Here is a 13,648-nt window from a genome sequence, read left to right as displayed (position 1 = left end):
TCCGGGCATGCGCGACTTCGGCGGCGGGACGCCGCCGCAGGGCCTAGAGGACGTATTCACGGCGGTGTCGCGCCAGCGCACGGCCGCAGGCGTCGCGCGGCGGCCCGCTTCGACCGACCGCAGGGACGCGCGGCCTGCCGCCCTGCATCCCGGCAGGCACGCCGCGAAGCCATCGGAGCGGCCGCTTGCTCCGCCGCTCGGCGCATCGCACCGGCAACCCCGGTAGAATCGCGGTTTGCCTTCGCCGCCTTCCGAACGCCATGTCCGTGGAAACCCCGTTGCTCGCCCTGTCCCCGCTCGACGGCCGCTACGCCGGCAAGGTCGATGCGCTGCGGCCGATCTTCTCCGAGTTCGGCCTGATCAAGGCGCGGGTCAAGGTCGAGGTCGAGTGGCTGCTGGCGTTGGCCGCCGAGCCGGCGATCGCCGAGCTCGAGCCGTTCTCCGAGGCGGCCGCCGCGCGCCTGCGGGCGCTCGCCGACGGCCTGACGCCTGCCGACGCGGCGCGGGTCAAGGAGATCGAGCGCACCACCAACCACGACGTCAAGGCGGTCGAGTACTTCATCAAGGAGCGCCTGCGCGAGGACGCCGAGCTCGGCCCGGCGCTGGAGTTCGTGCACTTCGCCTGCACCAGCGAGGACATCAACAACCTCAGCTACGCGCTGATGCTGAACCAGGCGCGCCAGCACGTGCTGCTGCCCAAGCTCGACGAGCTGATCCAGAAGCTGCGCGCGATGGCGCACGAGTACGCCGCGCTGCCGATGCTCTCGCGCACCCACGGCCAGACCGCCTCGCCGACCACCGTCGGCAAGGAGATCGCGAACGTCGTCGCGCGCCTGCAGCGCCAGGGCGAGACCCTCGCCGGCGCGCAGATGCCGGGCAAGATCAACGGCGCGGTCGGCAACTACAACGCCCACGTCGCCGCCTACCCGGAACTGGACTGGCCGGCGTTCTCCGAGCGCTTCGTGCATTCGCTGGGCCTGGACTGGCAGCCCTACACCACCCAGATCGAGCCGCACGACGGCATCGCCGAACTGTGCGACGCACAGCGCCGGATCGACACGATCTGCATCGACCTGTGCCGCGACGTCTGGGGCTACATCTCGCTGGGCTACTTCAAGCAGGCGGTCAAGGCCGGCGAGGTCGGCAGCTCGACCATGCCGCACAAGGTCAACCCGATCGACTTCGAGAACGCCGAGGGCAACTTCGGCATCGCCAACGCGCTGTTCGAGCATTTCGCCGCCAAGCTGCCGGTCAGCCGCTGGCAGCGCGACCTGACCGACTCGACCGTGCTGCGCGCGCTCGGCACCGCGTTCGGCCACGCGCTGATCGGCCTCGACGCGCTGCTGCGCGGCCTGGGCAAGCTCAGCGCCAATCCGCAGCGCCTGGCCGAGGACCTGGACGCGTCGTGGGAGGTGCTGGCCGAGGCGGTGCAGACGGTGATGCGCCGGCACGGCCTGCCCAACCCCTACGAGCAGCTGAAGGCCTTGACCCGCGGCCAGGGCATCACCGCGGTGTCGATGCGCGAGTTCATCGCCGGCCTGGACCTGCCGCCGGCGGAGAAGCAGCGCCTGATGGAGATGACCCCCGCCCGCTACACCGGCCTGGCCGAGCGGCTGGCGCGCGAGATCTGACCGCCGCCTCACGCCGCCGCGGCGAAACTGTCCCGCCCCACCGGAGCACGGTCGCGTGAACGCCCGCAGCCCGATCGACGCCCTGCCGACGCCGGAACGCGGCGTCCGCGACGCCGCCGGCGCCCCCGGCCGCCATCGCGCGCAATTCCGCGACCGGGACGCGCTGCGGCCGTCCTCCCGGCGGCAGACGCCGAGGGAGCACGCATGAACGAGGCCGCGCAGGGCGACGCGCCGGCGGCCGGCCTGCACGGCCACGCCCAGGGCGTGGTCGAGACCGTCGGCCCCGACCTGGAGGCCTCGCTCGCGTTCTACCGCGCGCTCGGCTTCGAGGTGGCCCGGCGCAGCGGCCCGTTCGCCGCGCTGCATTGGCGCGGGCTGCGCCTGTTCCTGGCCGAGGACGCCGGGGCGCCCACCGCACCGCGCTGGACCCAGATCCGGCTGATGGCCGAGGACGTCGACGCGTTGCACGCCGCGGTCCGCGCGGCCGGCATCGAGCCGCTCCATCCGCCGCGCGACCGGCCGTACGGCCTGCGCGAGTTCGTCGTGCGCGACCCCAACGGCGTCGACCTGCGCTTCGCCCAGGCCCTGCGATGAAGCTGCTGCTCAACCTCGACGTACCGGACCTGGCCGCGGCCGAGCGTTTCTACGTCGACGCGTTCGGCCTGCGCCCGGCGCGGCGCTTCGGCGCCGACGTGGTCGAGCTGCTCGGCGCCGACGCCCCCGTCTACCTGCTGCGCAAGGAGCCCGGCAGCACCGGCGCCGGAACCGCGCGGCGCGACTATTCCCGCCACTGGACGCCGCTGCACTGCGACGTGGTCGTCGCCGACCTCGACGCGGCGCTGGCCCGCGCCCTGGCCGCCGGCGCGCGCCAGGAAGGCGGCGTCCGCGAGGCCGCCTGGGGCCGCATCGTCGCCCTCGCCGACCCGTTCGGCCACGGCTGGTGCCTGCTGCAGTTCCTCGGCCGCGGCTACGACGAGATCGCCACCTGATGACCAAGAAGCCCGCCAAGACCACCCCCCGCGACCGCCGCAGCGATGCCGCCGCCGCGCCGCCGATCGAGATCGACGCCCGCGCGCTGCCGCCGCTGGGCATGCCGCCGGAGCGGTTCCTGCGCGACTACTGGCAGAAGCGGCCGCTGCTGATCCGCAACGCGTTCCCCGGCTTCGAGTCGCCGTTGCAGCCGGAGGACCTGGCCGGGCTGGCCTGCGAGGAGGCGGCGCTGTCGCGCATCGTCGTGCACGACCGCGCGCGCGACCGCTGGACGCTGCGCCACGGCCCGTTCGACGAGGCCGAGTTCCCCGGCATGCCGCGGCAGGACTGGACCCTGCTGGTGCAGGACGTGGACAAGTGGGACACCGACGTCGCCGCGCTGCTGCCGCATTTCGACTTCCTGCCGCGCTGGCGCATCGACGACGTGATGGTCTCGTTCGCCGCGCCGGGCGGCTCGGTCGGCGCCCACGTCGACCAGTACGACGTGTTCCTGCTGCAGGCGCAGGGGCGCCGGCGCTGGCAGATCGACGCCAGGCCCGACCCGCCGTTGGACTTCCGCCCCGACGTCGAGCTGAAGCTGCTGCGCGAGTTCCGCCCGAGCCACGACTGGGTGCTCGGCCCCGGCGACATGCTGTACCTGCCGCCCGGCGTGCCGCACCACGGCGTGGCCGAGGACGCCTGCCTGACCTTCTCGGTCGGCATGCGCGCGCCGTCGGCGGCGGAGCTGCTCGGCGATTTCGTCGACACCCTCGCCAGCGAGGCCGACGAGTCGCTGCGCTACGCCGACCCCGACCTGGCGCCGCCCGCCGATCCCAACGAGATCGACGAGGCCGCGATGAACCGCGCGGTCGCGGCGCTGAACCGGCTGCGGATGAACGACCCGGACCGGCTCGGCGACTGGTTCGGCCGCTTCATCACCCTGTACCGCGCCGCGGGCGAGGTGCAACCCGGCGAGGACCGGGGGCGTTCGCGGATCGAGATCGAATGGGACCTGCAGCGCGGCGCCGCGCTGCTGCGCCACCCGTGGTCGCGCATGGCCTGGCGCCGCGCGCGCCGGCGCGGCGCGCCGGCGCGGCTGTACGTCAGCGGCCACGCCTACGCGTTGCCGGAAGCCGACGCGCGGCGCCTGGCCGGTGCCGCGCGGCTGGACGGCACCGGCTACGCCGCCCTCTCCGAGGCCGGGCGGGACTGCGCGATCGAGCTGCTGCAGGCCGGGCATTACCGCCTGGCGCTGCTGGACGAAGAAGACGAGGCATGAACGCGCCGCGGCCGTTCCGGGTCGAGCCGGTCGAGTTCGCCGCCGCGCGCGAGGCCTTGCACGCGGTGCGCGAGGCGGTGTTCGTGCGCGAACAGGGCGTGCCGGCCGGGATCGAGCGCGATGCGCTCGACCCGCAGTGCCGGCATGTGCTGGCGCGGGATGCGGACGGCCGGCCGATCGGCACCGGCCGGCTCACCCCGCAGCGCACGATCGGGCGCATGGCGGTGCTGGCGGAATGGCGCGGGCGCGGCGTCGGCGACGCGCTGCTCGATGCGTTGCTGGCGCAGGCGCGCGCGCTGGGCTGGAACGAGCTGAGCCTGCACGCGCAGGCGACCGCGATCGCGTTCTACGCCCGCCACGGCTTCCTGCCGCAGGGCGGGCGCTTCGTCGAGGCCGGGCTGGAGCACCAGGCCATGGCCCGCCGCCTGGACGCGGTGAATCCGGTCGAGACCCGCGACGCCGGCCTCGCCGCGTTCCTGGGCGTCGCCGCCGGCACCCGCCGCGTGCTGCGGATCTACAGCCGCGAGCTCGACCCCGGCCTGCTCGACCGGCCCGAAGCGCTGGCCGCGTTGCGCCGCCTGGCCACGTCCGGCCGCCAGGTCCGCCTGCTGCTGCAGGACCCCGCCGCGCCGCGGCGCGCCCTGCATCCGCTCATCGCCCTGGCGCAGCGCCTGCCCAGCGCGTTCGCGTTCCGCGCGGCCGAGGACCCGGTCGACCTCGACTACCCCGCCGCCTACGCGGTCGACGACCGCGACGGCTGGTACTTCCGCCCGCTCGGCCACCGCTTCGATGGCGAGACCCGGCTCGACGGCGGCGGCCGCGCGCGCCAGCTGCGCGAGGCCTTCGACCCGGTCTGGGAACGCGCCCGCCCCTGCGGCGAGTACCGTGCGCTCGGCCTCTAGGCGCGCGGCACCCGCGCCGCGGGCGCGACGCGGCGCGCCCCGGGGCGCGCGCTTGAACCCACCCGCCCCGGCCCAAGCTTGAATCCGAGCCGCGCGCGGTTTCCGACGCAAGTGTTAGGCGTTTGTTCCCGAGCCGGGGCTATAATTCCGAATCTTGGCGCCTGAATAGCGCCAATGTACGCAAAACCGCCTCTCCGCCCTTCTCCCACCGGTTCCCCCGATCGCCATCGTGGACAGTCTCCTGAAGCAGTTCTCCCAGTCGTCGCAGCTCGGCAACAACGCCGCCTACATCGAGGACCTGTACGAGCAGTACCTGGTGTCCCCGGACAGCGTCGATCCCAAATGGAAGGCGTATTTCGACGGCCTCAAGGGCCGCGAGGCGGGCGACGTGCCGCACTCGGCGGTGATCGAGAACATCGCCCAGGCCGCGCGCCTGGCCGCGCGGGGCGTGGTCGCGGTGGCCGCGGGCGCCGGCGACGAGCGCGAGCGCCAGGTCGGCCGCCTGATCACCGCGTACCGCTCGCGCGGCCACCTGGCGGCGAACATCGACCCGCTCGGGCTGTGGCAGAAGCCGGAGGCGCCCGACCTGGGGCTGGCGTTCCACCGCCTGTCCGAGGCCGACCTCGGCGCCGAGTTCAGCACCGGCGGCGTCGGCGGCCACGACCGGATGAAGCTCGGCGACCTGCTCGGCCTGCTCAAGGCCACCTACACCGGCCCGATCGGCGCCGAGTTCATGCACATCGCCGACGCCGAGCAGCGGCGTTGGATCTACGAGCGCCTGGAAAAGGCCGGCGGCAAGTTCGGCCGCACCGCCGAGCAGAAGAAGCGCATCCTCGAGCGGCTGACCGCCGCCGACGGCCTGGAGCGCTACCTGGGCACCAAGTACGTCGGCCAGAAGCGCTTCTCGCTGGAAGGCGGCGACGCCCTGATCCCGCTGATGGACGCCACCATCCGCCGCGCCGGCGAGGCGGGCGCCAAGGACGTGGTGATCGGCATGGCCCACCGCGGCCGCCTCAACGTGCTGGTCAACACCCTCGGCAAGCCGCCGCGGCAGCTGTTCGACGAGTTCGAGGGCAAGTTCGAGCACAACGACATCGCCCACCAGGGCGACGTGAAGTACCACATGGGCTTCTCCGCCGACGTCGCCACCCCCGGCGGCCCGGTGCACCTGGCGCTGGCGTTCAACCCCTCGCACCTGGAGATCGTCGACCCGGTGGTCGCCGGCAGCGTGCGCTCGCGCCAGAACCGCCGCGGCGACAACGCGCGCGCGCAGGTGCTGCCGATCCTGATCCACGGCGACGCCGCCTTCGCCGGCCAGGGCGTGGTGATGGAGCTGTTCCAGATGTCGCAGGCGCGCGGCTTCGCCGTCGGCGGCACCGTGCACATCGTCATCAACAACCAGGTCGGCTTCACCACCTCCGACCGCCAGGACGCCCGCTCCACCCTGTACTGCACCGACGTGGCCAAGATGGTCGGCGCGCCGGTGCTGCACGTGAACGGCGACGACCCGGAGGCGGTGGTGTTCTGCGCCGAGCTGGCGCTGGACTTCCGCAACCGCTTCGGCAAGGACGTGGTCATCGACCTGGTCTGCTACCGCCGCCACGGCCACAACGAGGCCGACGAGCCGGCGGCGACCCAGCCGGTGATGTACCAGATCATCCGCAAGCACAAGACCCCGCGCGAGCTGTACGCGCAGAAGCTGGTCGGCGAAGGCGTCATCGCCGCCGAGGACGCGCAGGCGCTGGTCGACGAATACCGCCGCAAGCTCGACGAGAACGTGGTCACCACCGAGGTGGTCGAGGTCAAGTCGGACGAATTCACGATCGACTGGTCGAAGTACCTGTCGGGCAAGCTCTCCGACCCGGTCGACACCACCTTCGACGGGGCCAAGCTGCGCCGGCTGGCGGCGGCGATCAACGAGATCCCGGCCGAGTTCAAGCTGCACCCGCGCGTGGCCAAGATCTACGAGGACCGGCGCAAGATGGCCGCCGGCGAGCAGCCGGGCGACTGGGGCTTCGCCGAGAACCTGGCCTACGCCACCCTGCTCGACGAGGGCTACAAGCTGCGCCTGGTCGGCCAGGACTGCGGCCGCGGCACTTTCTTCCACCGCCACGCGATCCTGCACGAGCAGAGCACCGACGAGTACCTGCTGCCGCTGCGCCGGCTGGTGAAGAACCCGTCCGACGTGACCATCGTCGATTCGCTGCTCAGCGAGGAGGCGGTGATGGCGTTCGAGTACGGCTACGCCACCGCCGACCCGATGACCTTGGACATCTGGGAAGCCCAGTTCGGCGACTTCGCCAACGGCGCGCAGGTGGTGATCGACCAGTTCCTGTCCTCGGGCGAGGCCAAGTGGGGCCGCCTGTGCGGGCTGGTGCTGTTCCTGCCGCACGGCTACGAAGGCCAGGGCCCCGAGCACAGCTCGGCGCGCCTGGAGCGCTTCCTGCAGCTGTGCGCGCTGGAGAACATGATCGTGTGCACGCCGACCACCCCGGCGCAGGCCTACCACATGATCCGCCGGCAGATGCTGATGACCACGCGCAAGCCGCTGGTGGTGATGACGCCGAAGTCGCTGCTGCGCCACAAGCTCGCGGTCTCGACCCTGGACGAGCTGGCCCAGGGCGAGTTCCAGCACCTGATCCCGGACAACGCCGCCGACCCGAAGAAGGTCAAGCGCGTGATCGTCTGCGGCGGCAAGGTCTACTACGACCTGATCGAGGAGGCGCAGAAGCAGGGCCTGGAAGACGTCGCCCTGGTCCGCGTGGAGCAGCTGTACCCGTTCCCGCGCGCGCTGCTCGCGGCCGAGCTCAAGCGCTTCGCCGGCGCCAAGGACGTGGTCTGGTGCCAGGAGGAACCGCAGAACCAGGGCGCGTGGTACCAGATCCGCCACCACCTGACCGCGTGCCTCGCCTCGGGCCAGACCCTGCACTACGCGGGCCGGGCGCGCTCGCCCTCGCCGGCCGTCGGCCATCTCGCCGACCACCTCGCCGAGCAGGCCGCGCTGGTCGCCGACGCGCTGCGCAACCCGCTGCGCGGCGAGGCGACCCCCGAGTGACCGCCGGGCCCTCGTTGCCGCCGCGTGCGCAGCGAGGGCCTTGATCTTCGATCCGCCCGCTCCGACCAAAGCACGCACCGACCCGCCCGATCCGATTCCGCGTTCCACCCGGAACGACGATCTTCCAAGGACCGCCCCATGAGCACCGAAATCAAAGTTCCCGTCCTGCCCGAATCCGTCTCCGACGCCACCATCGCCACCTGGCACAAGAAGGTCGGCGACGCGGTCAAGCGCGACGAGAACCTCGTCGACCTGGAAACCGACAAGGTCGTGCTCGAGGTGCCCTCGCCCGTGGACGGCGTGCTCAAGGAGATCAAGTTCCAGGAAGGCGCGACGGTGACCAGCCAGCAGCTGATCGCGGTGGTCGAGGAAGGCGCCGCCGCCGCGGCGTCGCCGTCCACCTCCGAGGCCAAGGCCGCCGAGATCGACGCCAAGAACGTCGCCGCGACCACCGCGGAGGCGCAGCCGGTGCAGCCCAAGGCCGCCGCGGCGCAGGCCGCGCCGAAGGCGCCAGCCTCCGCCGACCAGCTGCCGCCGGGCGCGCGCTTCACCGCGGTCACCCAGGGCATCGACCCGGGCCAGGTCGAAGGCACCGGCCGCCGCGGCGCGGTCACCAAGGAGGACCTGCTCAACTACGCGGCGGGCAAGACCGGCGGCGTGGCCGGCGGCGCGCGTCCGGAAGAGCGCGTGCCGATGACCCGCATGCGCGCGCGCATCGCCGAGCGCCTGATGCAGTCCAAGAACTCGATCGCCATGCTGACCTCGTTCAACGAGGTCAACCTGGGCAAGGTCATGGCCATGCGCAAGGAACTGGGCGAGCAGTTCGAGAAGGCCAACGGCATCAAGCTCGGCTTCATGAGCTTCTTCGCCAAGGCCGCGGCCAACGCGCTGCAGAAGCATCCGATCGTCAACGCCTCGGTCGACGGCAACGACATCATCTACCACGGCTACGCCGACATCTCGATCGCGGTGGCGACCGACAAGGGCCTGGTCACGCCGGTGCTGCGCAACGTCGAGCGGATGAGCTTCGCCGACGTCGAGAAGGGCATCGCCGAATACGCCAAGAAGGCGCGCGAAGGCAAGCTGGCGCTGGAGGACCTGCAGGGCGGCACCTTCACCATCACCAACGGCGGCACTTTCGGCTCGCTGATGTCCACCCCGATCGTCAACCCGCCGCAGAGCGCGATCCTGGGCATGCACGCGATCAAGGAGCGCCCGATCGCCGAGAACGGCCAGGTCGTGATCGCGCCGATGATGTACATCGCGCTGTCCTACGACCACCGCATCATCGACGGCAAGGACGCGGTGCTGTTCCTGGTCGACATCAAGAACCAGCTCGAGAACCCGCACCGCATGCTGCTGGGCATGTGAGGGCCGGGGACGAGCCGGGAGCGACGAGAAACGAGTAGAAGCCCCGCTCTCCGCCCGTCGCCCGCAGCCCGCCCCCGCCCGGTTCCCGTACCGGTCAAAACCCAAGGAATTCCGCAATGGCAGAACAATTCGACGTAGTCGTCATCGGCGCCGGCCCGGCCGGCTACCACGCCGCGATCCGCGCCGCCCAGCTGGGCATGAAGGTCGCCTGCATCGACGCGGCGCTCGGCAAGGACGGCAAGCCCGCGCTCGGCGGCACCTGCCTGCGCGTGGGCTGCATCCCGTCCAAGGCGCTGCTCGACTCCTCGCGCCAGTACTGGAACCTGCAGCACCTGTTCGGCGAGCACGGCATCAGCGTCAAGGACGCCAGGATCGACGTCGGCGCGATGATCGCGCGCAAGGACAAGATCGTGAAGCAGTTCACCGGCGGCATCGCCATGCTGTTCAAGGCGAACAAGATCACGCCGTACTACGGCTTCGGCCAGCTGCAGCCGGGCAACGTGGTCAAGGTCAAGCAGCACGACGGTTCCGAGGCCGAGCTGAAGGCGGCCAACGTGATCCTGGCCGCCGGCTCGGACTCGATCGAGCTGCCGTTCGCCAAGTTCGACGGCGAGAACATCGTCGACAACGTCGGCGCGCTCGACTTCGCCGCGGTGCCCAAGCGCCTGGGCGTGATCGGCGCCGGCGTGATCGGCCTGGAGCTGGGCAGCGTGTGGAAGCGCCTGGGCGCCGAGGTCACCATCCTCGAGGCCCTGCCCGACTTCCTCGCCGCGGCCGACGCCGAGGTCGCCAAGACCGCGCTCAAGGAGTTCAAGAAGCAGGGGCTGGAGATCAGGCTCGGCGCCAAGGTCTCCAACGCCGAGGTCAAGGCCAAGGGCAAGAACAAGGAAGTGCACGTCACCTACGCCGACGCCGAGGGCGAGAAGACGCTGGTCGTCGACAAGCTGCTGGTCGCCGTGGGCCGCCGCGCGGCCACCCGGGGCCTGCTGGCCGAAGGCACCGGCGTGAAGCTGGACCAGCGCGGCATGATCGAGGTCGACGAGCACTGCCACACCGGCGTCGACGGCGTCTGGGCGATCGGCGATTGCGTGCGCGGCCCGATGCTCGCGCACAAGGGCTTCGAGGAAGGCATCGCGGTGGCCGAGCTGATCGCCGGCCTGCCGGGCCACGTCAACTTCGAGACCATCCCGTGGGTGATCTACACCGAGCCGGAGATCGCCTGGGTCGGCAAGACCGAGCAGCAGCTCAAGGCCGAAGGCGTGCCGTACAAGGCTGGCAGCTTCCCGTTCGCGGCGATCGGCCGCGCGGTGGCGATGGGCGAGCCGGCCGGCTTCGTCAAGGTGCTGGCCCACGCCGAGACCGACCGCGTGCTGGGCATGCACCTGGTCGGCGTCGGCGTGTCCGAGCTGGTCCACGAGGGCGTGTTGACCATGGAGTTCAAGGGCTCGGCCGACGACCTGGCCCGCATCTGCCACGCCCACCCGACCCTGTCGGAAGCGATCCACGACGCCGCGATGGCCGTGGACAAGCGCGCGATCCACAAGGCCAACTGATCGCGCGGCCCATCGAGGCCCCGCTCGCGCGGGGCCTCGCGCTTTTCCGCGGCCCGAAGCTGCGGACCGCACCGGAAGGACGCCGCATGAGCCAACCGATCAAGCACAACCCCGCCTGGACCGTGGCCGCGCCGCTGGCCGGCCTCGCCCTGCTCGGCCTGCACTGGAGCGCGGGCTCGGCGCTGACCCTGGGCCTGCTGGTGGCCGGCCTGGTCGGCAGCGTGATCGCCTCGGTCCACCACGCCGAGGTCATCGCCCACCGCGTCGGCGAACCGTTCGGCACCCTGGTGCTGGCGCTGGCGGTGACGGTGATCGAGGTCGCGCTGATCGTCTCGATGATGCTGTCCGGCGGCGAGGCCGCGTCCAGCCTGGCGCGCGACACGGTGTTCGCCGCGGTGATGATCATCCTCAACGGCCTGATCGGCATGAGCCTGCTGGTCGGCGGCCGCCGCCACCGGGTCCAGGGGTTCAAGCTCGAGGGCATCAACGCCGCGCTCGGCACGCTGACCGTGATCGTGGTGTTCACCTTGATCGTGCCGAACTACTCGACCAGCGCGCCCGGGCCGACCTACACCACCAGCCAGCTGGTGTTCGTCGCGGTGGCCACGCTCGCGCTGTTCGCCGCCTTCACCTTCTTCCAGACCGTGCGCCACCGCGACTACTTCCTGCCCGAGGAGGGCGAGGACGACCCGAACGAGCACGCCGAGCGGCCCACGGCCAGGGAGACCCTGGCGAGCCTGGCGCTGCTGCTGGCGGCGCTGGTCGCGGTCGTGCTCAGCGCCAAGGGCATCTCGCCGGCGATGGAGTCGGCCCTGCGCGCGCTCGGCGCGCCGCCGGCCACGGTCGGCATCCTGATCGCCGCGATCGTGCTGCTGCCGGAAGGCTTCGCCGCGGTGCGCGCGGCGGCGAACAACCGCCTGCAGACCAGCCTGAACCTGGCGATCGGCTCGGCCATCGCCAGCATCGGCCTGACCGTGCCGACGGTGGCGGTGGTCGCCGTGATCATGGGCTGGCCGCTGACGCTGGGCCTGGACATGAAGTCCACCGTGCTGCTGGTGCTGTCGCTGTTCGTGGTCTCGATCTCGCTGCGCACCGGCCGCACCACCGCCCTGCCCGGCGCCGTGCACCTGGTGATGTTCGCCGCCTACCTGTTCCTCAGCTTCGTGCCCTGACCGCATGGACCACGCCACCGATTCCCGGCCGCTGCGCGCGATCTGCGTCTACTGCGGCTCCAACCCCGGCGCCGACGCGCGCTACCGCGAACGCGCGATCGACCTGGGCACGCGCCTGGCCAAGCAGGGCCTGGCCCTGGTCTACGGCGGCGGCAACGTCGGCCTGATGGGCACGGTGGCCGACGCGGTGCTCGAGGCCGGCGGCGAAGTGATCGGCGTGATCCCGGAGCAGCTGGTCAACTGGGAGGTCGCGCACAAGGGCGTGACCCGGCTGGAGGTCGTCGGCTCGATGCACGAGCGCAAGGCGCGCATGTTCGACCTCGCCGACGGCTTCGTCGCCCTGCCGGGCGGCTTCGGCACGCTCGACGAGATGTTCGAGATGCTGACCTGGCGCCAGCTCGGCATCGGCGACAAGCCCTGCGCCTTCCTCGACGTCGGCGGCTTCTACGCGCCGCTGATGGCGATGCTCGACCGCATGGTCGCCGAGCGCTTCCTGCACCCGGACCAGCGCCAGGACCTGTGGTACGGCGAGGACATCGGCGCCATGCTGGCCTGGATGCGCGCCTACCGCCCGGCCCAGGCCGACAAATGGATGGACGAGAAGCGGCGGCAGGCGCTGCGCTGAGGCGACCGCGCGCACCCGCCGCCGGTCGCATGGCCGACACGGCGGCGTGCGGCACAATGGGCGCCTGCTTCCGACGGAGCCCGCGCATGACGACGATCCCCGACCGCTTCGCCGCCTTCCGCATCCACAACGACGCCTCCGGCTACCGCAGCGGCCTCGAGCAGGTCTCGCTCGACGACCTCGCGCCCGGCGAGGTGGCGATCGAGACCGCGTTCTCTTCGGTCAACTACAAGGACGCCCTGGCCGGCACCGGCCAGGGCAAGATCCTGCGCCGCTTCCCGCTGGTCGGCGGCATCGACGTCGCCGGCCACGTGGTGGCCTCGACCGACGCGCGTTTCCGGGAAGGCGACGCGGTGCTGGTCACCGGCTGCGGCCTGAGCGAGACCCGCGACGGCGGCTATTCGCGCTACGCGCGCGTCGAGGCGCAATGGGCGATCCCGCTGCCGCGGGGCCTGAGCCTGCGCGAGAGCATGATCCTCGGCACCGCGGGCTTCACCGCCGCGCTGGCGCTGTACCGCATGGCCGAGAACCGGCAGACGCCGGAACACGGGCCGCTGGCGGTCACCGGCGCCACGGGGGGCGTCGGCTCGCTTGCGGTCGACATCTTCAGCCGCGCCGGCTTCGAGGTGCACGCGATCAGCGGCAAGCCCGAGCACGCCGAGTACCTGAAGTCGATCGGCGCGAGCCGGGTGCTCGGCCGCGATGCGCTGGCGACGACGCGGCCGCTGGAGTCGGCGCGCTTCGGCGGCGGCCTCGACAACGTCGGCGGTCCGATGCTGGCCAGCCTGCTGGCGCAGACCGCGCCCTACGGCAACGTCGCCAGCGCCGGCCTGGCCGCGTCGGCCGAGCTGGATGCGACCGTGATGCCGTTCATCATCCGCGGCGTGTCCCTGCTCGGCGTGGCTTCGGCCGGCACCGCGCGCGACGTGCGCGAAGCGGTCTGGGAACGCCTGGCCAGCGACTGGAAGCCGCGCCACCTGGACCGGATCTGCACGCGCGAGGTCGGCCTGGAACAGCTGCCGGAGGTGTTCGAAACGATGCTCGCCGGCGGCTCGCTCGGCCGCACGCTGGTGACGCTCTGACGCGGCTTG

Annotated in this window: 11 protein-coding genes; all 11 read left to right on the top strand. The window is 71.8% G+C overall.

Annotation, left to right across the window (positions count from 1 at the left end; all coding sequences use genetic code 11):
• Positions 1–260: 260 nt before the first annotated feature.
• The 11 genes from purB to EDC50_RS03500 all read left to right on the top strand — a co-directional run bounded on the left by purB (position 261) and on the right by EDC50_RS03500 (position 13,639).
• Entirely contained in the window at positions 261–1,631 is a 1,371-nt protein-coding gene (gene purB, locus EDC50_RS03550; protein WP_123769070.1) for an adenylosuccinate lyase, read from the top strand.
• A 204-nt stretch (positions 1,632–1,835) separates the two neighbouring features.
• Positions 1,836–2,225 carry a VOC family protein gene (locus EDC50_RS03545; protein ID WP_123769069.1) on the top strand — a complete coding sequence of 130 codons (390 nt, stop codon included), beginning with the start codon at positions 1,836–1,838 and terminating at the stop codon, positions 2,223–2,225.
• Complete coding sequence (locus tag EDC50_RS03540) at positions 2,222–2,620, top strand: VOC family protein (RefSeq protein WP_123769068.1); 399 nt, start codon at positions 2,222–2,224, stop codon at positions 2,618–2,620. The genes EDC50_RS03545 and EDC50_RS03540 overlap by 4 nt, the downstream gene beginning before the upstream one ends.
• 101 nt (positions 2,621–2,721) lie before the next feature.
• Positions 2,722–3,879, top strand: a complete 1,158-nt coding sequence (locus EDC50_RS03535) for a JmjC domain-containing protein (protein WP_425477894.1) — start codon at positions 2,722–2,724, stop codon at positions 3,877–3,879.
• A complete protein-coding gene (locus EDC50_RS03530) occupies positions 3,876–4,781 on the top strand; it encodes a GNAT family N-acetyltransferase (protein ID WP_123769066.1) in 906 nt (301 codons plus the stop codon). Before EDC50_RS03535 ends, EDC50_RS03530 begins: the two co-directional genes overlap by 4 nt.
• 229 nt (positions 4,782–5,010) lie before the next feature.
• Entirely contained in the window at positions 5,011–7,836 is a 2,826-nt protein-coding gene (locus EDC50_RS03525) for a 2-oxoglutarate dehydrogenase E1 component (RefSeq protein WP_123769065.1), read from the top strand.
• A 138-nt stretch (positions 7,837–7,974) separates the two neighbouring features.
• Positions 7,975–9,207 carry a dihydrolipoyllysine-residue succinyltransferase gene (gene sucB, locus EDC50_RS03520; protein ID WP_123769064.1) on the top strand — a complete coding sequence of 411 codons (1,233 nt, stop codon included), beginning with the start codon at positions 7,975–7,977 and terminating at the stop codon, positions 9,205–9,207.
• Positions 9,208–9,323: 116 nt separating this feature from the next.
• The gene (gene lpdA, locus EDC50_RS03515; RefSeq protein ID WP_123769063.1) at positions 9,324–10,760 is read left to right on the top strand and encodes a dihydrolipoyl dehydrogenase; all 1,437 of its coding nucleotides are present in this window, start codon (positions 9,324–9,326) and stop codon (positions 10,758–10,760) included.
• Between the two features lie 86 nt (positions 10,761–10,846).
• A complete protein-coding gene (locus tag EDC50_RS03510) occupies positions 10,847–11,932 on the top strand; it encodes a calcium:cation antiporter (protein WP_123769062.1) in 1,086 nt (361 codons plus the stop codon).
• Positions 11,933–11,963: 31 nt separating this feature from the next.
• The gene (locus tag EDC50_RS03505; protein ID WP_170167600.1) at positions 11,964–12,557 is read left to right on the top strand and encodes an LOG family protein; all 594 of its coding nucleotides are present in this window, start codon (positions 11,964–11,966) and stop codon (positions 12,555–12,557) included.
• Between the two features lie 86 nt (positions 12,558–12,643).
• Complete coding sequence (locus EDC50_RS03500; RefSeq protein WP_123769060.1) at positions 12,644–13,639, top strand: YhdH/YhfP family quinone oxidoreductase; 996 nt, start codon at positions 12,644–12,646, stop codon at positions 13,637–13,639.
• The last annotated feature ends 9 nt before the right edge of the window (positions 13,640–13,648 follow it).

The organism is Vulcaniibacterium tengchongense (genome assembly GCF_003814555.1).
Lineage (GTDB): Bacteria > Pseudomonadota > Gammaproteobacteria > Xanthomonadales > Xanthomonadaceae > Vulcaniibacterium > Vulcaniibacterium tengchongense.
The sequence above is the reverse complement of the archived record's forward strand: the minus strand, read 5'-3'. Positions and strand labels throughout refer to the sequence as shown.